Annotated in this window: 17 protein-coding genes; 10 read left to right on the plus strand and 7 right to left on the minus strand. The window is 65.8% G+C overall.

The features are described from left to right. Nucleotides 1–47: 47 nt before the first annotated feature. Together I6F24_RS12810 and I6F24_RS12815 are read left to right on the plus strand one after the other, a co-directional pair. Nucleotides 48–1,076, plus strand: a complete 1,029-nt coding sequence (locus I6F24_RS12810) for a peptidoglycan -binding protein (RefSeq protein WP_036021776.1) — start codon at nucleotides 48–50, stop codon at nucleotides 1,074–1,076. Further along, nucleotides 1,076–1,522 carry a GNAT family N-acetyltransferase gene (locus tag I6F24_RS12815; protein ID WP_036021703.1) on the plus strand — a complete coding sequence of 149 codons (447 nt, stop codon included), beginning with the start codon at nucleotides 1,076–1,078 and terminating at the stop codon, nucleotides 1,520–1,522. The genes I6F24_RS12810 and I6F24_RS12815 overlap by 1 nt, the downstream gene beginning before the upstream one ends. A 31-nt stretch (nucleotides 1,523–1,553) precedes the next feature. Here the strand turns inward: I6F24_RS12815 and I6F24_RS12820 are convergent, their stop codons facing one another. Beyond that, the gene (locus I6F24_RS12820) at nucleotides 1,554–3,404 is read right to left on the minus strand and encodes an ABC transporter ATP-binding protein/permease (protein ID WP_036021701.1); all 1,851 of its coding nucleotides are present in this window, start codon (nucleotides 3,402–3,404) and stop codon (nucleotides 1,554–1,556) included. Between the two features lie 197 nt (nucleotides 3,405–3,601). Here I6F24_RS12820 and rpmE point away from each other — a divergent pair, with 197 nt between their 5' ends. After that, a complete protein-coding gene (rpmE, locus tag I6F24_RS12825; RefSeq protein WP_027573780.1) occupies nucleotides 3,602–3,829 on the plus strand; it encodes a 50S ribosomal protein L31 in 228 nt (75 codons plus the stop codon). A gap of 199 nt (nucleotides 3,830–4,028) precedes the next feature. On the opposite strand, the gene I6F24_RS12830 is transcribed toward rpmE, so the two are convergent. Together I6F24_RS12830 and I6F24_RS12835 are read right to left on the minus strand one after the other, a co-directional pair. Further along, a complete protein-coding gene (locus I6F24_RS12830) occupies nucleotides 4,029–4,538 on the minus strand; it encodes a DUF1465 family protein (protein WP_035998279.1) in 510 nt (169 codons plus the stop codon). Nucleotides 4,539–5,016: 478 nt separating this feature from the next. Continuing rightward, a complete protein-coding gene (locus tag I6F24_RS12835; protein ID WP_036021698.1) occupies nucleotides 5,017–5,208 on the minus strand; it encodes a DUF1192 domain-containing protein in 192 nt (63 codons plus the stop codon). A gap of 118 nt (nucleotides 5,209–5,326) precedes the next feature. Between I6F24_RS12835 and I6F24_RS12840 the strand changes: the two genes are divergently transcribed. Both I6F24_RS12840 and I6F24_RS12845 read left to right on the plus strand, forming a co-directional pair. Beyond that, a complete protein-coding gene (locus tag I6F24_RS12840) occupies nucleotides 5,327–6,325 on the plus strand; it encodes an NAD(P)H-quinone oxidoreductase (RefSeq protein WP_225149270.1) in 999 nt (332 codons plus the stop codon). A 153-nt stretch (nucleotides 6,326–6,478) separates the two neighbouring features. Beyond that, complete coding sequence (locus tag I6F24_RS12845; RefSeq protein WP_035998272.1) at nucleotides 6,479–9,355, plus strand: EAL domain-containing protein; 2,877 nt, start codon at nucleotides 6,479–6,481, stop codon at nucleotides 9,353–9,355. Between the two features lie 159 nt (nucleotides 9,356–9,514). On the opposite strand, the gene I6F24_RS12850 is transcribed toward I6F24_RS12845, so the two are convergent. After that, a complete protein-coding gene (locus tag I6F24_RS12850) occupies nucleotides 9,515–9,778 on the minus strand; it encodes a hypothetical protein (RefSeq protein ID WP_035998268.1) in 264 nt (87 codons plus the stop codon). A gap of 143 nt (nucleotides 9,779–9,921) precedes the next feature. Between I6F24_RS12850 and I6F24_RS12855 the strand changes: the two genes are divergently transcribed. Next, the gene (locus tag I6F24_RS12855; protein ID WP_225126385.1) at nucleotides 9,922–11,418 is read left to right on the plus strand and encodes a diguanylate cyclase; all 1,497 of its coding nucleotides are present in this window, start codon (nucleotides 9,922–9,924) and stop codon (nucleotides 11,416–11,418) included. Between the two features lie 57 nt (nucleotides 11,419–11,475). On the opposite strand, the gene I6F24_RS12860 is transcribed toward I6F24_RS12855, so the two are convergent. Then, complete coding sequence (locus I6F24_RS12860; RefSeq protein ID WP_109142449.1) at nucleotides 11,476–12,351, minus strand: UTP--glucose-1-phosphate uridylyltransferase; 876 nt, start codon at nucleotides 12,349–12,351, stop codon at nucleotides 11,476–11,478. A 208-nt stretch (nucleotides 12,352–12,559) separates the two neighbouring features. Here I6F24_RS12860 and I6F24_RS12865 point away from each other — a divergent pair, with 208 nt between their 5' ends. Beyond that, a complete protein-coding gene (locus I6F24_RS12865; RefSeq protein ID WP_225139458.1) occupies nucleotides 12,560–13,942 on the plus strand; it encodes a lytic murein transglycosylase in 1,383 nt (460 codons plus the stop codon). Nucleotides 13,943–14,112: 170 nt separating this feature from the next. Next, the gene (locus tag I6F24_RS12870; RefSeq protein WP_225139300.1) at nucleotides 14,113–15,837 is read left to right on the plus strand and encodes a DUF459 domain-containing protein; all 1,725 of its coding nucleotides are present in this window, start codon (nucleotides 14,113–14,115) and stop codon (nucleotides 15,835–15,837) included. 162 nt (nucleotides 15,838–15,999) lie between these two features. Here I6F24_RS12870 and I6F24_RS12875 read toward each other — a convergent pair whose 3' ends face one another. Both I6F24_RS12875 and I6F24_RS12880 read right to left on the minus strand, forming a co-directional pair. Continuing rightward, on the minus strand, nucleotides 16,000–16,374 hold the full coding sequence (locus tag I6F24_RS12875) for a CsbD family protein (RefSeq protein WP_035998251.1): 375 nt from the start codon (nucleotides 16,372–16,374) through the stop codon (nucleotides 16,000–16,002). 64 nt (nucleotides 16,375–16,438) lie between these two features. Further along, nucleotides 16,439–17,176: an SDR family oxidoreductase gene (locus I6F24_RS12880; RefSeq protein ID WP_036021684.1), complete on the minus strand. Its 738-nt coding sequence runs from the start codon at nucleotides 17,174–17,176 to the stop codon at nucleotides 16,439–16,441. A 100-nt stretch (nucleotides 17,177–17,276) separates the two neighbouring features. Here I6F24_RS12880 and I6F24_RS12885 point away from each other — a divergent pair, with 100 nt between their 5' ends. Both I6F24_RS12885 and I6F24_RS12890 read left to right on the plus strand, forming a co-directional pair. Then, the gene (locus I6F24_RS12885; RefSeq protein WP_225149271.1) at nucleotides 17,277–18,056 is read left to right on the plus strand and encodes an SDR family NAD(P)-dependent oxidoreductase; all 780 of its coding nucleotides are present in this window, start codon (nucleotides 17,277–17,279) and stop codon (nucleotides 18,054–18,056) included. Nucleotides 18,057–18,152: 96 nt separating this feature from the next. Beyond that, nucleotides 18,153–19,040 (plus strand): TauD/TfdA family dioxygenase, encoded by an 888-nt coding sequence (locus tag I6F24_RS12890; protein ID WP_035998242.1) that lies wholly within the window; start codon nucleotides 18,153–18,155, stop codon nucleotides 19,038–19,040. Nucleotides 19,041–19,101: the final 61 nt, after the last annotated feature.

Consider the following 19,101-nt stretch of genomic DNA (forward strand, 5'->3'; position numbering starts at 1 on the left):
GTTGCACGCTGCACCGCGTCCGGGACACAAGAGTGGAGACGGATGACATGGCCCTTGCCCGCGCCCGCCGCAGCGAAGGCGGTCTCAACTACTGGCCCGGCTTCGTCGACGCGCTGTCGACGCTGGTGCTGTCGATCGTGTTCCTGCTGTCGGTATTCCTCGTGGTGCAGTTCTTCCTGTCGCAGGAGGTCACCGGCAAGGACAAGGCGCTGGAACAGCTCAACGCCAAGATCGCCCAGCTCAACGAGCTGTTGTCGCTGGAGAAGCTCGGCAAGCTCACCCTCGACGACCAGGTCTCGTCGCTGAAAGCCGGGCTCGCCTCGGCCGAGTCCGAGCGCGACCGCATCAAGGGTCTCTATGACGGCTTGGCGGCCGCCGGCAACGATGCGCAAGGCAAGACCGCCGAGCTCGGCAAGGCATTGGACTCGGAGAAGGCGGTTTCGGCGCGGGCGCTGGCGCAGATCGAGGTGCTGAACCAGCAGATCAGCGCGCTGCGCCGGCAATTGGCGGCGCTGGAGGAGGCGCTCGATGCCTCCGAGAAGCGCGACAAGGAATCGCAGAACCGCATCGCCGACCTGGGCTCTCGCCTCAACGTCGCCCTGGCGCAGCGCGTGCAGGAATTGTCGCGCTACCGCTCGGAATTCTTCGGCCGCCTGCGCGCCATCCTCGGCAACCGCCCCGACATCCGCATCGTCGGCGACCGCTTCGTGTTTCAGTCCGAAGTGTTCTTCGACACGGGACAAGCGGTGCTGCTGCCCGAGGGCCGCGCCGAGCTCGACACCTTGGCAGCGGCGCTGATCGAGCTCGACAAGAAGATCCCGAGCGACATCCCCTGGGTGCTGCGCGTCGACGGCCATACCGACGTGCGGCCGGTGAGCGGCGCGAACTTCAGGTCGAACTGGGACCTGTCCGCGGCGCGCTCGATCTCAGTGGTGCAATATCTGGTCTCGCTCGGCGTGCCCGCCCAGCGCCTCGTCGCGGCCGGCTTCGGCGAATTCCAGCCGCTCGATACCGGCAACACCGAGGAGGCCTACAAGCGCAATCGCCGCATCGAGCTGAAGCTGACGGAGCGGTAGTGAGCGCGCTCCACCTCCGCCTTTACCGACCCGAAGACGAAGCCGTCGCGATCGATCTCTGGCATCGCACCTGGCAGCAGGCCTATCCGCAGATCGACTTCGCCGCACGGCTCGAATGGTGGCGCGAGCGCTGGCTGAGGGATCTGGTGCCGAAGGCCCAGATCGTGGTGGCGGAGCAGGGCGGCGCGCTGGTCGGTTTCGTCACCGTCGACGGCGAAGGCTATCTCGACCAGCTCGTCGTCGATCCCGCGCATTGGGGCTCCGACGCGGCAAGGCTGCTGGTCGACGAGGCCAAGCGCCTGTCGCCCTCGGGCGTCACGCTGCTCGTCAACAAGGACAATGCCCGCGCGATCCGCTTCTACGAGCGTAGCGGCTTCGCCCATGCGGGCGACGACGTGAACCCGACCTCGGGGCGGCCGGTGTTGAAGATGGTGTGGAAGGCGTGAGGTCCCCGGTACTTTCCGCCGTGTGAGGCGTCTACGCGCCCTCGAACTGCAGCCGCGCCAGCCGCGCATAGAGCCCGTTCGCCGCGACGAGCTCGGCATGCGTGCCCTGCTCGACGATCCGGCCCTGGTCCATCACCAGGATGCGGTCGCAGGAGAGCACGGTGGCGAGGCGGTGGGCGATGACGAGCGTGGTGCGGTGGCGCATCAGCTCTTCCAGCGCGGTCTGCACCAGCGTCTCGCTTTCGGCGTCGAGCGCGGAGGTGGCTTCGTCCAGCAGCAACAGCGGCGCGTCGCGCAGGATGGCGCGTGCGATCGCAATGCGCTGGCGCTGGCCGCCGGAGAGCGTCACGCCGCGCTCGCCGAGCGCAGTCTCGAAACCTTCAGGCAGGCGGCGGATGAATTCGGCGGCATGGGCGAGCTCGGCGGCGCGCACGACCTCGGCATCGGTCGCATCGGGCCGGCCGAAGCGGATGTTCTCGCGGGCGCTTGCGGCGAACACCACGGATTCCTGCGGCACCAATGCGATGCGCGCGCGGAAATCGCCGGGGTCGGCGGACTTGACCGGCACGCCGTCGAGCAAGATCGTCCCGCTGCGCGGATCGTAGAAGCGCAGCAGCAGATGAAAGATGGTGCTCTTGCCGGCCCCGGAGGGACCGACGATCGCGACCTTCTCGCCGGGGCGCACGGTGAACGACACCGCGTCGAGCACCTTGACGTCGGACCGCGCCGGATAGGCGAAGCTGACCCGATCGAAGCCGACCTCGCCGCGCGCCGGCACCGGCAGCGCAAGCGGCGTCGCAGGCGCGGTGATCTCGGGCTTGACGTGGAGGATCTCGAACAGGCGCTCGGCCGCGCCCGACGCCGCCGAGACCTCGCCCCAGACCTCGCTGAGCTGGCCGAGGCCCGCTGCGGCAAACACCGCATACAGCACGAACTGACCGAGCCGGCCCGGCGTGATCGCACCGGTGAGCACGTCATGCGAGCCGATCCAGAGGATGGCGACCACGCTTGCGAACACGATGAAGATGATGATCGCCGTGAGCACGGCGCGGGCCTGGGTCGAGGTGCGCGCGGCTTCATAGGCCTGCTCGACCTCGCCGCCGAAACGCTTCTCGGCAAATTGCTCGCTGGTATAGGCCTGCACGGTGCGGATCGCGCCGACCAGCTCGCCGGCATAGGCGGAGGCGTCGGCGAGCGTGTCCTGCGCATTGCGCGACAGGCGCCGCACCCAGCGCCCGAACGCCACCAGCGGCAGCACGATCAAAGGGATGGCCAGCAGCACGAAGCCCGACAGCTTCGGGCTCGTGATCACCATCATCGCCGTCGCGCCGAGGAACATCATCAGGTTGCGCAGCGCGATCGAGACGGAGGCACCGACCGCCGATTTCAGCTGGGTGGTGTCGGCAGTGAGGCGCGAGATCAATTCGCCGCTGCGGGCGGAATCGAAGAAGGCGGGAGAGAGCGACAATAGATGGGCGAAGACGTCGCGCCGGAGATCGGCGACGATGCGTTCGCCGATCGTCATCACAAGGTAGTAGCGCGCGGCACTGGCGATCGCGAGCACGGCGACGACCGCGAGCATCACCGAGAAGTAGCTGTTGATCAGCTCGATGCCCTCGGGCGTCAGGCCGAAATCGATCATCCGGCGCACCGCGACCGGCACCAGCAGCGTGGTCAACGCTGCGATCGTCAGCGCAACGAAGGCCAGCGCCGCCCGGCCGCGATAGCGGATCACATAGGGCGCGAGCGCGAGCAGCGGCCGCAGCTTGGCGCGGCCCTTGGCCGGCGCTTCGATCAGCTCGGCCTCGATCGAGGGAGTGTCTGCGGCGTTCATTGCGGGCCGTTCGACATCGTGGTCATCCAGCCGTTCCACTGCGCTCATGAGATCCGACCCGTTGCATTGATCTGCTCCCAATAGGCCGGTGCAGGAGTAGTGGCAAATCCGGGAAGTCCCTTAGGGGCAAACCCGGTCCAGCGCGCGGGCATGGCTTGTTTTGCGGGGTTTCGTGAGGTATAGAGCCGCCCAAATCCGTCATTCGCGAGCCACCCAAGAAGGCGCCGGAGCGCCGAGGAATTGCCATGAAAGCCGAAATTCACCCGAATTATCATACGATTAAGGTCGTCATGACCGACGGAACCGAGTACCTGACCCGCTCGACCTGGGGCAAGGAAGGCGACACGCTGAACCTCGACATCGACCCGAAGTCGCACCCGGCCTGGACCGGCGGCTCCGCCCAGATCATGGACCGCGGCGGCCGCGTCTCGCGCTTCCAGAAGAAGTTTTCGGGCTTTCTCAAGAAGGATTGAGCCGGCCGCAAGGCTGGAGATGAAAACGCCCCCGGGAGACCGGGGGCGTTTTTGTTTTGGGGCTGTCATTCCGGGGCGCGACGAAGTCGCGAGCTACGATGCGCAATTGCGCATCTGAGAATCCATAACCTCGATCGGGAGTATGGATTCCGGGCCCGCGCCAAGAGGCGCGTCCCGGAATTACGATTGTTGATAGACCCTACCGCTCGAACGCGGCCTTCAGCGCGTTGAGGTGCGGCACCAGCGGGTTGCCGATCGTGGCCTGCTCGGCCGGCGGGGTGTGGATCGTGCTGTCGAGGCGGCGGACGCGGGTCTGCAGGCTCATCGAGCGATGGATCAGGTCCTGAAGCTGCGCGGGCAGCTTCTCGATGGTGTCGGCGGGACCGGGATCGGCGGCGGTGAGCTTGACCTTGGTCTTCTCGCGATTGGCCTGGCTTAGCGTCATCTCGCCTTCCTTGACCGCGCGGTGCAGCAGCAGCCAGGAGGCGAGCTGCATCAGGCGCGTCGTGAGGCGCATGCTCTCGGTCGCATAGGTGAGGCTGACGGCGCGGTCGAGCGCCTTGGCCTCAACGCGGCCGGCGCCGTCGAGATAGGCGGCGGTCTCCTCGACGAGGTCCATGCCCTCACGGAACAAATTGCCGAACGCCGCAGAATTGGTGAATCGCTCACTGAGCTGAACGAGCGCGCCGTCGGCCTGCAAACGTTCCATGGTTAACGCCTCTTACGCAACTGTTTGACTGCCCGGCTTTGCCGCCGGCTTATGATGAACAAATCATTGCGCGGGCGGGACGCGGAGTCCAGTGACAAGCGCGGATATGGTTTCCGCGGGTCAATTCTTTCGAATGCAACCGGGATGAGAGGTGCAAACCGAGCAGTGAACGCAAAAAAAGAGCCGCCGGAGACCGGCGGCTTTGAAAGTTGATAACAGGGAGGCGTCAAACAGAGTGGACAGGAGCCACTCGGTGTCCAAACGAGGACAGTTCCAGTCATAAACCCGAAAGCTTAATCTGAAGTAAACGAGCTAATTTTTTCAGAGTTCATTAGTCATGTGAGCCAGTGGCCGAGTGTGCTGCGGGAACAGACTCTCCGTCGTCATTCCGGGGCGCGACGAAGTCGCGAGCCCGGAATGACGAGGCGGGGAAAGTTCGGCCCACGCGTCCGGGACGACAGTCGCTGTGTGGCGACCACTAAGACTTGAAAATACTGTTCGCCGCATCGCGCGAGGCGCGCTTTTTGGTGGCGGCTTCTTCCAGTCTTGCGATCTCGGTCTTGAGCAGCGCCACGCGCTCGGTCAGTTCCTCCACTGACAAAAGTGAGAGGTCCTGCCCAATTTCATGACTGATCTTCTTGCGTGGGCGATCGTCGTCTTCGATCGGCATCGTCGTTGCTCCTCTCGTCCGCGGACCGGACCACACGGCCTAAGGCGGTTGCCAGCCTGCACCGCGCTGGCTAAGCAAGGGCCTCGTTTCCTCCCGCACTTTTGCTCAAGGACACATCATGGACAAGCTGCCCGCGCAAATGACCGTGGTCGCCATCTCCAAGCCCGGTGGGCCGGAGGTGCTGGTGCCGGAGCAACGCAGTGTTCCGCAGCCCGGTCCCGACGAGATCCTGGTCAAGGTCGAAGCTGCCGGCGTCAACCGGCCCGACGTGGCGCAGCGCTCCGGCGCCTATCCGCCGCCGCCCGGCGCCAGCGACCTGCCCGGCCTCGAGATATCAGGCGAAGTCGTCGCGGTCGGCAGCAACGCCAAGCGGCACAAGGTCGGCGACAAGGTGATGTCGCTGGTCGCCGGCGGCGGCTATGCGCAGTACTGCATCGCCCAGGACGCCCAGGCGATGAAAGTGCCGCCGGCGCTGTCGATGAAGGAAGCCGGCGCGCTGCCGGAAACACTGATGACGGTCTGGCACAATGTGTTCGAACGCGGCGGCCTCAAGGCCGACGAGACGCTGCTGATCCATGGCGGCTCGTCCGGCATCGGCACCATGGCCATTCAGCTTGCCAAAGCCTTCGGTGCGAAAGTGTTCGTCACCGTGGGATCGCATGACAAGATCGACGCCTGCCTCAAACTGGGGGCCGACCGCGCCATCAACTACAAGACCGAAGATTTCGTCGCCGTGGTGAAGGCGGAGACCAACAACGTTGGCATCAACCTGATCCTCGACATGGTCGCCGGCGACTATGTCGACCGCAACTATGATGCCGCCGCGGTCGACGGCCGCATCGTCCAGATCGCGACCCTCAACGGCCCCAAGGTCAGCGTCAACATCGCCAAGGTGATGGTCAAGCGCCTGACCCATACCGGCTCGACCTTGCGCCCCCGTAGTAATGCGGACAAGGCGGCGATGGTGGCCGCGATCGAGCAGAAAGTGATGCCGCTTTTGCGCGAAGGCCGCGTCAAGCCGGTGATGGACAGCACTTTCCCGCTGGAAAAGGCGGCAGACGCGCACCGGCGCATGGAAACGAGCGCACATATTGGCAAAATTGTGTTGGAGGCCTAGGCCGCTGGCCCACAGGGCAAGCCGGAAACCCTTTGATTTTCCTCGCTTTCGTGGCATCTATCGCGACGCACCGAACCGCATCGGTCCGGTCTGAAATCGCCTTCTAGATTTGCCTTGCACTGACGAGTTTGCGTCGAACGCGGAGAACTGACCTTGCGTCTGATCAGGTGCCTCGCGCCCATCGCGCTGGGCCTCATGATTCTTGTCGCCGCGTATCCTGCGCGCGCGCTCGACGCCGTCAGCGTCCGCAGCGACGCGCCCGCGATCGACCTCACCGGCGTGCTCGAGCATCAGCGCAGCGATGCCGATCGTATCCAGGTCTCCACCGCACCCGGCACCGACGGCATCGTCCGCCGCATCGAGGTGCGCGCCCGCGAGGGCGGACAGAACTGGGTGGTGTTCGCGCTCGCCAACAACACCGACGACCAGCTCGACCGCCTGATCGTCGCTCCGCATTACCGCATCGTCTCCTCGGGATTGCTCTGGCCCGACCTCGGCCTGTCGCGCATCGCGACCATCACGCCCTCGATCGGCGACCGCCCGGAACGGCAGGAAAGCGCCACCGCGGACGTGTTCCGCATCACGCTCGACCCCGGCGCCGTCGTCACCTTCGTCGCGGAGCTGCGCACCGACAAGCTGCCGCAGCTCTATCTGTGGGAGCCGGAAGCCTACAAGGACAAGGTCAACTCGTTCACGCTGTACCAGGGCATCGTGATCGGCATCTCCGGGTTGCTCGCGCTGGTGCTGACCATCCTGTTCGTGGTGAAGGGCAGCATCATGTTCCCGGCCGCGGCGGCGCTGGCCTGGGCGGTGCTGGTCTATATCGGCGTCGATTTCGGCTTCTGGGGCAAGGTGCTCGACATGTCGAACAACGCCGAGCGCATCTGGCGCGCGGCGGGCGAAGCGATCCTGGCGGCGACACTCCTGGTGTTCCTGTTCGCCTATCTCAATCTCAGCCGCTGGCACGTGCGCTATTCGCACATCACGGTCGGCTGGCTCGCGTTCCTTGGCTCGCTGGTGGCGCTCGCGCTGTTCGACCCGGCGGTGGCTTCCGGCATCGCACGCATCTCGCTGGTGCTGATCGCCTTCGCCGGTTTCGCGCTGATCGTCTATCTCTCCACCCACGGCTTCGACCGCGCCGTGCTCTTGATCCCGACCTGGTTCCTGCTCGTGGTCTGGGTGGTCGCGGCCGGCATGACGGTGGCGGGCTCGGTCACCAACGACATCGTCGGCCCGGCCCTGCTCGGCGGCCTCGTGCTGATCGTGATGCTGATCGGCTTTACGGTGATGCAGCACGCCTTTGCCGGCGGCGGCGCCAGCACGGGCGTCGTCTCCGACATCGAGCGGCGCGCTTTGGCGCTGGCCGGCTCCGGCGACCTGATCTGGGACTGGGACGTATCCGCCGACAAGGTGTTCACCAGTCCCGAGACCGAAGCCCTGCTCGGGCTGAAGCGCGGCACGCTGGAAGGCCCGGCGGCGTCTTGGCTAGAGGTGCTGCATCCGCTCGACCAGGACCGTTTCCGCGCCGCGCTCGACAGCGTGCTCGACCAGCGCCGCGGCCGCCTGGTGCAGGATTTCCGTCTGCGCACGCCGGACGGTCATTTCATGTGGTTCGCGCTCAAGGCGCGCCCGGTGGTCGGCTCGGACGGGGAGGTCTCGCGCGTGGTGGGCACGCTGACCGACGTCACCGAGCTGCGCAACGCCGAGGAGCGCCTGCTGCACGATTCCGTGCATGACAATCTCACCGGCCTGCCCAACCGAAAACTGTTCATGGACCGGCTGGGCGCGGTCGCGCATTTCGCCAAGACCATGCCGACGCTGCGGCCGACGCTGATGGTGATCGACCTCGACCGCTTCAAGCAGGTCAACGATTCCGTCGGGATTGCAGTCGGCGATTCCATCCTGCTCACGCTGGCGCGCCGCCTCACCCGCATCCTGAAGCCGCAGGACACGCTGGCGCGGATGGCCGGCGACCAATTCGGCCTGATCCTGCTGTCGGAGCAGGACCCGGCCCGCATCACCGCTTTCGCCGAGACCATCCGCAAGACCATCCGCGCGCCGATCGCCTTCAACGACCGCGAGATCTTCCTCACCGCGTCGATCGGCCTCGCGCTGTCCGATCCGCAAACCCAGCTCACGGACGAGATCATCAAGGACGCCGAGCTGGCGATGTATCACTCCAAGCGGATCGGCGGCGACCGCATCGACGTCTACAAGCCGGCGATGCGGGCGCGCAAGACCGACCGCCTGACCTTGGAGAGCGAACTGCGCCGCGCCATCGAGCGCCAGGAGATCACGATCCTGTACCAGCCGATCGTGCGGCTGGAGGATCGCTCCATCGCCGGTTTCGAGGCCCTGGCGCGCTGGGACCACCCGAAGCTCGGACGCATGGCGCCCTCCGAGTTCATCACCATCGCCGAGGAGACCGGGTTGATCGTCGACCTCGGCATGTTCGTGCTCGACCAGACCGCCAAGCAGCTTTCGGTGTGGCAGCGGGCGATGCGCTCGCGCGAGCCGATCTTCGCTTCCGTCAACGTCTCCTCGCGGCAGCTGCTGCGCCACGATTTGATCCACGATGTCCGTACCGTGCTGTCGCGCTCCTCGGTGGCGCGCGGCACGCTCAAGCTCGAGCTGACGGAATCGCTGGTGATGGAGAATCCGGAGCACGCAGCCCAGATGTTGACCCGGATCCGCGAGCTCGGCACCGGGCTGTCGCTCGACGATTTCGGCACAGGCCACTCCTCGCTGGCCTATCTGCAGCGCTTCCCGTTCGACACTATCAAGATCGACCAGTCGTTCGTACGCACCACCAGCCGCGGCACCCGCCCCGTGATCCTGAAGTCGATCATCGCGCTCGCGCATGACCTCGGCATGGACGTCGTCGCCGAAGGCGCCGAGACCGATTCGGACGCCGTCGAGCTCTACCAGATGGGCTGCGAATACGCGCAAGGTTTTGCCTTCGGCGAGCCGATGGACGCGGACGCGGCGATGCGGCTGCTCACGGAAGTGCGGCTGGAAGCTGCCAGCTGATCTTCCCCTCTCCCCTTGCGGGAGAGGGTCCGCTCGCAAGCGAGCGGGGGTGAGGGGTATCTCTCCCCACGTCCAAATCCATCTGAATGCGCGGAGACATACCCCTCATCCGGCGCTTCGCGCCACCTTCTCCCGCAAGGGGAGAAGGGAAGTCACGCACTAGCGCCGCCGCTCACCCTTCTGCTTCCTGAACCGGACGCTCTGGCCGTCCGGCATGCGTGTCGCCACGAAGCCGGCGGCGAGGCAGGCTTCGCGTTGCGGCATCTGGATGTCGGGGCTGCGAAGGCTGTCCCACCATGAGGCACGCTGGGCCGCGCGCGGCAGCGCCGCGCCGATGATCTCCTCGATCTGCTCAAAGCTCAGCACGAGCTCCTCCTGCTTCTGCCGCAGCAGATAATCGCGCAACGCGTCGTAGTCGTTCACACTCGTCCTCTCGTCCGGGGCGAAGTCAGGCTGCTCAAAACCGTCAGCCGCATAAACCGATTCTTAACTCATTGCGGCAGCGCCGTCGCGGCTTAAACACTACGCAAGCTTTCGGGCGCATCCACTATGGACAGGAGCGAACAATGTTCTCTGGATGGCGCGACGTTGCGGCCCGCCGGCCGTGGCGGATTTCGGCGAAGCTGCTGATCATCTCGTCCGTGGTGACGGTGATCGGTTTTTCCGCCATTTGCGTCAACGTCATGCTCGACATGCGCCGCGGCGAGGAGGCACTCGCCCGCCAGACGCTGGAGAACCTCGCGACCACGATCGAGTCCGACGTCAGCCGCAACGTCGAGATCTACGATTTGTCGCTGAAGGCGGTGGCCAGCAACATGCTGCTGCCCGAGCTGGCGACGGTCTCAAAGACGATCCGTCACCTGATCCTGTTCGACCACGCGACCACCGCCAAACATTTCGGCGCCATCCAGGTGTTCGACGCCGAGGGCCGGCTGACCATCGATGCGTCCACGCTCGATCCCCTGCCCGAGGACCGCAGCGAGGAGGACTACTTCAAGGTCCACCGGGATAATCCCGGCACGGAGCTGTTCATCAGCCGTCCCATGCTGTTTCGCGGCGCCTACTCGATCGTGTTGAGCCGGCGCATCAGTGACGCTGACGGCGGCTTCATGGGCGTGGTCGCCGGCTCGATCCGCTTCAGCTATTTCCACGAGCTGTTCGATCGGCTCAACCTCGACCCTGAGGACACCATCACCGTGCTCAAGCGCGACCGCACCATCATCATGCGGCGGCCGTTCGATCTCGACATCATCGGCACGAACCTGAACGACCGTCAGAACTGGAAGGCCGACAATCTCAGGGTCGGCGCCGCCTATTCGGGACAGGGCCCGGTCGATGCGACGCCGCGGCTCTATGTCCGCAGCAAGAACAATGGTCCGCTGTTCGTGGTCGCCGGCAAGCCTTTGGCCGCGGTGTTCGCGCTCTGGCAAAGGGAGGCGCTCCGCATCGGCACCGTGGTGCTGGCGCTCATCCTGTTCGTGCTGGGATCGACCCTCGTGCTCGCGCGCGAGATCGGCCGGCGCGCCGAGGCCGAGCGCAAGCTCGAGGAGTTGGCGACGACCGACGCGCTCACGGGCTTGAAAAACCGCCGCAAATTCGATTCCGTCATCGACGTCGAATGGCGGCGCGCCATGCGCCAGAAGGCGCCGATCGCGCTGCTCATGATCGATACCGATCACTTCAAGGCTTACAACGACACGTTCGGCCATCAGGCCGGCGACCAGGTGCTGGTCGGCATCGCCATCTGCATTTCCGACTCGGTGAGCCGCGCCGGCGATTGCGCGGCGCGCTACGGCGGCGAGGAATTCGCCGTGCTGCTGCCGAACACCTCGGCCACTGAGGCCCACAAGGTGGCGGAGATGATCCGCCTCAAGGTGCAGGGCTGGTCCGACGATCAGGCGATGTCGACGGTGTCCTGCGGCATCGCGAGCCTCGTCCCCGCCGCCGGCATGGACTGGCCGCTACTGGTTGCCGCCGCCGACAAGGCGCTCTACGCCGCCAAAGCCGGCGGGCGCAACCAGTCGGTGGTGGCGAGCCTGCCGCAGCTGTCGCTGGTGGCGTGAGGCTCACTTCTGGGCCGCGCTTCGCGCGGATCCGTTGGCTCGCGATGACGGCGGGAGCTACTGCCCCAGATACTTTTTCATCTCCGCGACCAGGCCGTCGCGCAATTCTGGCCGCTTCAAGCCATAGGCGATGTTGGCGCGCAGGAAGCCGGGCTTGGAGCCGCAATCATGGCGCTCGCCCTCGAACTCGACGCCGTAGAATTTCTGCGTCTTGGCAAGCCCGATCATGGCGTCGGTGAGCTGGATCTCGCCGCCGGCGCCGCGCTCCTGGGTCTCCAGGATCTTGAAGATCTCCGGCTGCAGGATGTAGCGGCCGGTGATCGAAAGGTTGGAGGGCGCGGTGCCCTTGGCCGGCTTCTCGACCATGCCGTCGACCTCGAACATCTTGCCGTTGCGCTTGCCGACGCCGCAGATGCCGTATTGATGGGTCAGGTGATCGGGCACCGCCTCGACCGCGATCAGATTGGATTTCTCGCCGAGCGAGGACGCCATTTCGATCATCTGCTTCAGGCAGCCGGGCGTGTTGAGCACGAGCTCGTCCGGCAGCACGACGGCGAACGGCTCGTTGCCGACGATGTCGCGCGCGCACCAGACCGCGTGGCCGAGGCCGAGCGGCGCCTGCTGGCGGGTGAAGCTGACCGCGCCGGCTTCGGGCTGGTTCTGCGCCAGGATATCCTGCTCGGCTTTCTTGCCGCGCGCGGCCAGCGTCGTGTCGAGCTCGAACATCCGGTCGAAATGATCCTCGATGACAGCCTTGTTGCGGCCGGTGACGAAGACGAAGTGCTCGATGCCGGCTTCCTTCGCCTCGTCATAGACGTATTGGATCAGCGGCTTGTCGACGATGGTCAGCATTTCCTTCGGCATCGCCTTGGTGGCAGGCAGAACGCGGGTGCCGAGGCCGGCGACGGGGAATACGGCTTTGCGAATCTTCATGGGATCGATCGAATACCTTGGGGCACATGGGACGGGAGCAATGGCATCCTTGCTAGCCTGTTTGCAGCCGCCAACAAAGGCGGATGTGGGGCCTCGCCCCGACGGAGTTAAGAAAAAGGCCGCCACCAAAATTTCACCTTTGTTAAGCTATTGGCAACGCTAACCAGGCCTCCTGTGGCGGGTTTTTCAGGCCGACGGGTGGAACATGATGCAATCAATGGCAGGACTGGCGAGACGGGCTGGCGGCGCAGTCGTTGCGGCCGCTTTGCTGCTGCCGGCCGGCGCACACGCCCAGGCGCAGAACGGCCTGTCCAACCTGTTCGGCGGCATCTTCTCCGGATCGAACCCGGCACCGGCGCAGCCCTCGCCGGGCCCGAGCGGCGCGCCGACGGGTCCATTGCCGTGGAGCGGCGAGGACGGCGCCTCCGGCCATCCCTTGATGACGGCCGCCGCGATCCGCGAGGCTGCCGGCAATTTCAACAATTGCGTCGCTGCGATGTGGCCCGATGCCGCACGGCGCGGCGTCACGCAGGAGAACTTTCAGCGCTTCACCGCCGGACTGTCGCCCGACCTGCGCATCATGGACCTCATGGATTCGCAGCCGGAATTCACCAAGTCGATCTGGGCCTATCTCGACATTCTGGTGAACGACAACCGCCTCGCCAAGGGCCGCGAGGTCCTCGCCAAATACAAGGCGCAGTTCGACGCGACTGAGAAAGCCACCGGCGTCGACCGCTACATCATCGCCTCGATCTGGGGCATCGAGTCCAATTACTCGACGCAGATCGGCGATCGCAGCGTGCTGCAATCGACCGCGACGCTCGCCTGCATCGGCCGCCGCCAAGCCTATTTCAAGGACGAATTCCTCTCCGCGCTGGAGATCCTCAACCGCGGCGATTTGCGTCCGGAGCAGCTGCGCGGCTCCTGGGCCGGCGCCTTCGGCCCGACCCAGTTCATGCCGACCGCGTTCAAGCGCTTCGCGGTGGACGGCGACGGCGACGGCCGGCGCGACGTCGTCGACAATCCGACCGACCTGATCGCGTCGACCGCCAACAATCTGAAGAAGGACGGCTGGCAGCCAGGCCAGACCTGGGGCTACGAGGTCGTGGTGCCGCAAGGCTTCAACTACATGCTGGCCGACCGCGCCAAGGCGATGCCGATCGCGCAATGGGAGAAGCTCGGGCTCAAGCGTCCGAACAACCAGGCCTTCCCGCATCCTGCGGACAAGGCCTACCTGCTGGCACCCGCCGGCGCGCAGGGACCGGGCTTTTTGATGCTGCAGAATTACCGCGTCATCATGAAGTACAACCCGGCGGAAGCCTATGCGCTGGCGATCGGCCATTTCGCCGACCGCCTGCGCGGGGGACAGCCTTTCGTGCAGCCCTGGCCGCGGCAGGAGCGCGAGCTGTCCCGCACCGAACGGCTGGAGCTGCAGCAGCTGCTGGCTCAGCGCGGCTACTACAAGGGCACCCCGGACGGCCAATTCGGCGGCCTGACCAGGGAGGCTCTGCGTAATTTCCAGGCCTCGATCGGGGTCCCCGCCGACGGTTTTGCCTCCTCCGACGTGCTGGACCGGCTGCGCGGGCGGTAAAATCGCGCTCGAAGTAACCTTGAAGGGGGATTTTGGCTGATAGCCTTGACCGGGACTGGTGTTCCCCGGTCTATGGACAAGAATCTGCGATGGAATTTGCCCGTTTGGCGCCTGATTCCGTTATTATATTGAGCTAACTCCGATCCCCCATTGCGCGTGCCCGAGATCGCATGTCGAAGAAGTCCCTGTTCAAGGCGCTGACCGAGACCGGCCCGTTGATCGCGCTGGGGACGGCGCTTGCGATCCTGGTGTCGGTGGCGGCACCCGCTTCGGCGCAGTTCTTCAACTTCCCTGGCTTCGGCGGTCCGCCGCAGCGTTCGGCCCCACCACCGCCACCACGGGGCGGCGGAGGTGGCGGATGGTTCGGCGGCGACTTCTTCGCACCCTTCCAGCCGCCGCCGCAGGCGCCGCGCCAGGATTTTTCGCGCGCGCCGGCACCGGCCAAGCGCGACACGATTCCTGAGAAGAACGTGCTGGTGATCGGCGATGCCATGGCCGACTGGCTCGCCTATGGCCTCGAAGACGCCTACGCCGAGCAGCCCGACATGGGCGTGATCCGCAAGCACAAGACCACGTCCGGCCTGATCAGGTACCAGCCCAAGGGCGAGCCCGCGGACTGGGCCGCGGCGGCCAAGGGCATTCTCGAGACCGAAAAGCCCGACGTGATCGTCGTCATGCTCGGCCTCAACGACCGCGTCGCGATCCGCGAGCCGGCCGCCGACAAACCCGATAAGCCGGCCGCGGAGAAGGACAAAGATAAGAAGAACGACAAGGGTGCGCGCGCAAAGCCGCAAGGCAAGCCCAGCGACGCCAAGCCCGGCGACGCCAAGCCCGGCGACAGCGCCGCCAAGCCGGACGATAAGCCTGCCGACGCCGACCTGCCGCAGGACGACGCCGACAATGCCGACACGCCGGCAGCCGCGCCGGAAAAGACCGCGCGCAATCCGAACGGCCTCTACGAATTCCGTGACGAGCGCTGGGTCGAGCTCTACGGCAAGAAGATCGAGGAGCTCGCGGCCGTCCTCAAAACCAAGGGCGTGCCGGTGCTCTGGGTCGGCCTGCCCGCGGTCCGCGGACCGAAGGGCACCGCGGACACGCTGTTCCTGGATTCGCTGTACCGTGAGGGCGCGGCCAAGGCCGGCATCACCTATGTCGACGTATGGGACGGCTTCGTCGACGAAGCCGGCCGCTTCCTGCAGAAGGGCCCGGACTTCGAAGGCCAGATCCGCCAGCTCCGCAGCTCCGACGGCATCTATTTCACCAAGGCCGGCGCGCGCAAGCTCGCGCATTATGTCGAGCGCGAGATCACGCGCCTGCTTGCCGGACGCTCCGGCCCGATCGCGCTGCCGAGCGAGCCCGCGACGCCCGACACCAGCGCCGAGCCGGGCAAGCCCGCGCCGCGTCCGCTGGCCGGGCCGATCGTGCCGCTGGTTGCAGCCTCGATCTCGACCGATCAATTGCTGGGCGGACCGGGCACGCGTCCCGCCGCTGTCGATGCGCTCGCCGCCAAGACGATGGTGAAGGGTGAACCGCTGGCAGCCCCCGCCGGCCGCGCCGACGATTATGCCTGGCCGCGCCGGGAAGTCGGCCGCGAGCAGGCCAAGGGCGATACGCCGATGGCGGCAACGACGCCGGACGGCGGGGCAGCTCAAGGCGTATCGGCCGCGGCCGCCGCGATCGCACCGCCAAAGCTCGCGCCGAAGAAGCCGCAGGTCGCCCCGCAACTGCCGGCCCAGGCAACGCCCACATTCCGTGATTTCTTCGGCTTCGGCTCGCCACAGCCCCCGCCGCCGCGCCAAATGGCGCCGCCGCCCGGGCCGCGCAATCCGAATCCCAATCCTGGGATCCCGCGTCCGCCGGCTAACGTCGGCCGTTCCGCCGAGATGTTCCGGTAAGGCAAGGTCTCGTGTCCCGGACGCAACGCAGCACCTTCTGGTGATGCGGCGCAGAGCCGGGACCCAATTCGTGCTGCATTCAGAAAAAATGACCCCGGCTCAGCGATGAGGGTTCTACGCTGCATCGCTGAGCCGGGGCACGCGTGACAGGCGTTTCGGCAACTAGCCGTAATAGCGCCAGCGTGACGGCGGGCGGCGGGCGGGACGCGACATCAGCAGCGCCAGCGCGAAGCCGATGCCGCCGGCAACCAGCAGCGCGCCGAGCGGATTGTCCTGCACCTTCTGCGCAATGGCCTTCGAGCCGTCGCGGAAAGTCTCACCACTGTTCTCGTAGGCGTCCTTGGCATAGCCCGCGGCGGTGTCCGTGGCGTCGCGCACGGCATCCTTGGCCTGGCCGTAGAGATTCTGCACCGTGCCCGCGGCTTCCCGCGCCTTGCCCGACGCCTGCGTCTTGGCATCGCCTGCCATGTCTCCGATCGCGCCTTCCGCGCGTCCGGCATATTCCTTCGCCGATCCAACAATCCGATCCGTGTCCATGATGATCCTCCTCGGTGGTCAGCCGAAGTAACCGATCAGACGCAGCGCGGTTCCTTAGGCTCTCCTATAGAATCAGGCCGCCATCGACGACCAGCGTCTGACCGATGATGTAGGACGACAGCGGCGAGGCCAGGAACAGCGCCGCGCCCGCCATGTCGGCCGGCGTACCCAATCGCCGCAGCGGGATGCGTGCGAGCGCGCCTTCGAGCCGCTTCGGATTGTCGGTCGTCACCTTCGTCATCTTGGTGTCGACGAGCCCTGGCGCGATGCCGTTGACGCGGATGCCGTCCTCGGCCCAGGCCTCGCCCAGCGTCCGCGTCAATCCGACCGCACCGGTCTTCGAGGCGTTGTAGGCGGGATTGCCCATGGTGGAATGATAGGCCGCGGTCGAGGACACGATGATCAGCGCGCCCTTCGCGTCCCGCAACATGGAATGAAAGCGCGTCGCGCAGGCCATCAGGCTCATCAGATTGATCTCGACGACCTTGCGGAAGCCCGCCATCTCGAATTCGCCGCGGCGGTAGATCACCGCGCCCTGCGCGAGCACCAGGATGTCGAGACGGTCGAACGACGGCTTGAATGCTTCGATCGCACCGGAATTGCCGACATCGAGCTGCGCGTAAGCAAGACCTTCGAGATCGGAGCCTTCGTCGGCTGAATATTCCGTTGCGCGAGCACGCGTGCCGCAGACGGCAACAGCTGCGCCCTTGGCGCGAAAGGCCTGCGCGATGCCGTTGCCGATGCCGCTGGAACCGCCGACCACCAGCACCTGCTTGCCTGAGTAATCGAGCTCATTTGCCATTGTCGGCCTCCCCTTTTGTTTTCTGCTTGTTTGACCTGTCTGCGGATCGATGCCAGCCTTGTCAATCACAACAAGAACCAGCTCGGCGCGAGGGAACAGCATGTCCGACGTCAGGGAGCTCAGCCGGTCCGTGAAGGGGCTCACCGTGCTCGTCACTGGCGCAGCCAGCGGCATGGGGCGCGCCACTGCGCGCGTATTCGGAAACGAAGGTGCGAACGTCGCCGTCACGGATTTCGACGAGCAAGGCGCGCAGGACGTCGCCAGGGAGATTGCGGCAAGCGGTGGCGCGGCAAGGGCGTGGAAGCTCGACGTCGCCGACGGCGGCGAGATCAAGCGCGTGGTCGGCGATGTCGCCGCGCATTTCGGCGGCCTCGACATCGTCGTCAACAATGCCGGCATCTCCGTGCGCGTCGCGATCGACGATGAGGGCTTTGAGGACGCCTGGGCGAAGGGCATCGCCGTGATGCTGACGGCGCACCCACGCATCATCCGCGCCGCGCTGCCGCACTTGCGCAAGTCGAAGAGCCCGCGCATCGTCAACATAGCCTCGACCGAGGCGCTCGGCGCCACCGCATTGCACAGCCCCTATTCGGCCGCGAAGGGCGGCGTCGTGAGCCTCACCCGCTCGCTGGCGGTGGAGCTCGGCCGCGAGGGCATCACCGTCAACTGCATCTGCCCCGGACCGATCCGCACAAAAATCACCGATCGCATCCCGGAGGAGCACAAGACCATCTACGCCAAGCGCCGCACCGCACTCGGCCGCTACGGCGACCCTGAAGAGGTCGCGCATATGACGCTGAGCCTGTGCCTTCCGGCGGCGTCCTTCCTCACCGGCGCGGTGATCCCGGTCGATGGCGGGCTGATGGCGCGGAACGCGTGAGAGCCATGCGCGCGGCGCGTTGACATCGCCGGATGCGGGAGTCATTTTTTCCACAAACAGAGCGGGGAAACCGCTCGTAGATGCGGGAGGAACGCAATGACCATCGCCATCCGGCAGCTTCAGAAACATTTCGTCGGCGAGGTGTCCGGCCTCGACTTGCGCAAGCCGCTCACGCCGGATCAGGCGCGCGAGATCGAGGCCGCCATGGACAAGTACGCGGTGCTCGTCTTCCACGACCAGGACATCACCGACGAGCAGCAGATGGCATTCGCGCTGAATTTTGGCCAGCGCGAGGAGGCGCGCGGCGGCAACATCACCAAGGCGGATGAACACCGCCTCACCTCAGGCCTGAACGACGTCTCCAACCTCGGCAAGGACGGCAAGCCGCTGCCCAAGGACAGCCGCGCCAATCTGTTCAACCTCGGCAATTGCCTGTGGCACTCGGACAGCTCGTTCCGTCCGATCCCCGCAAAATTCTCGCTGCTGTCGGCGCGCGTGGTGAACCCGAAGGGCGGCAACACCGAATTCGCCGACATGCGTGCAGCCTACGATGCGCTCGACGACGAGACCAAGGCGGAGATCGAGGACCTCGTCTGCGAGCATTCGCTGATGTATTCGCGGGGATCGCTCGGCTTCACCGAATATACCGACGAAGAGAAGGAGATGTTCAAGCCGGTGCTGCAACGGCTGGTGCGCACGCACCCCGTGCATCGCCGCAAGTCGCTGTATCTGTCATCGCATGCCGGCAAGGTCGTCGGCATGAGCATGCCCGAGGGACGGCTATTGCTGCGCGATCTGACCGAGCACGCCACGCAACCCGAGTTCGTCTACGTGCACAAATGGAAGCTGCATGACCTCGTGATGTGGGACAACCGCCAGACCATGCACCGCGTCCGCCGCTACGACCAGTCCCAGCCCCGCGACATGCGCCGCGCGACGGTGGCGGGGACGGAGCCGACGGTGCAGCAGCAGGCGGCGGAGTAGGCCGGGTCGGAGTAGCCACAAATTCGGTCGCCGTCCCGGACAAGCGGAGCGCTGGGCAACG

Source organism: Bradyrhizobium sp. BRP23 (assembly GCF_020194135.1).
GTDB lineage: Bacteria > Pseudomonadota > Alphaproteobacteria > Rhizobiales > Xanthobacteraceae > Bradyrhizobium > Bradyrhizobium yuanmingense.

What these genes read in the sequence shown, in the direction of transcription:
- I6F24_RS12865 (WP_225139458.1), top strand. Translation starts at nt 12,560, where the DNA reads ATGCAATCAATGGCAGGACTGGCGAGACGGGCTGGCGGCGCAGTCGTT.
- I6F24_RS12890 (WP_035998242.1), top strand. Translation starts at nt 18,153, where the DNA reads ATGACCATCGCCATCCGGCAGCTTCAGAAACATTTCGTCGGCGAGGTG.
- I6F24_RS12880 (WP_036021684.1), bottom strand. Translation starts at nt 17,176, where the DNA reads ATGGCAAATGAGCTCGATTACTCAGGCAAGCAGGTGCTGGTGGTCGGC.
- I6F24_RS12860 (WP_109142449.1), bottom strand. Translation starts at nt 12,351, where the DNA reads ATGAAGATTCGCAAAGCCGTATTCCCCGTCGCCGGCCTCGGCACCCGC.
- I6F24_RS12855 (WP_225126385.1), top strand. Translation starts at nt 9,922, where the DNA reads ATGTTCTCTGGATGGCGCGACGTTGCGGCCCGCCGGCCGTGGCGGATT.
- I6F24_RS12885 (WP_225149271.1), top strand. Translation starts at nt 17,277, where the DNA reads ATGTCCGACGTCAGGGAGCTCAGCCGGTCCGTGAAGGGGCTCACCGTG.
- I6F24_RS12810 (WP_036021776.1), top strand. Translation starts at nt 48, where the DNA reads ATGGCCCTTGCCCGCGCCCGCCGCAGCGAAGGCGGTCTCAACTACTGG.
- I6F24_RS12830 (WP_035998279.1), bottom strand. Translation starts at nt 4,538, where the DNA reads ATGGAACGTTTGCAGGCCGACGGCGCGCTCGTTCAGCTCAGTGAGCGA.
- rpmE (WP_027573780.1), top strand. Translation starts at nt 3,602, where the DNA reads ATGAAAGCCGAAATTCACCCGAATTATCATACGATTAAGGTCGTCATG.
- I6F24_RS12820 (WP_036021701.1), bottom strand. Translation starts at nt 3,404, where the DNA reads ATGAGCGCAGTGGAACGGCTGGATGACCACGATGTCGAACGGCCCGCA.
- I6F24_RS12875 (WP_035998251.1), bottom strand. Translation starts at nt 16,374, where the DNA reads ATGGACACGGATCGGATTGTTGGATCGGCGAAGGAATATGCCGGACGC.
- I6F24_RS12835 (WP_036021698.1), bottom strand. Translation starts at nt 5,208, where the DNA reads ATGCCGATCGAAGACGACGATCGCCCACGCAAGAAGATCAGTCATGAA.
- I6F24_RS12840 (WP_225149270.1), top strand. Translation starts at nt 5,327, where the DNA reads ATGGACAAGCTGCCCGCGCAAATGACCGTGGTCGCCATCTCCAAGCCC.
- I6F24_RS12870 (WP_225139300.1), top strand. Translation starts at nt 14,113, where the DNA reads ATGTCGAAGAAGTCCCTGTTCAAGGCGCTGACCGAGACCGGCCCGTTG.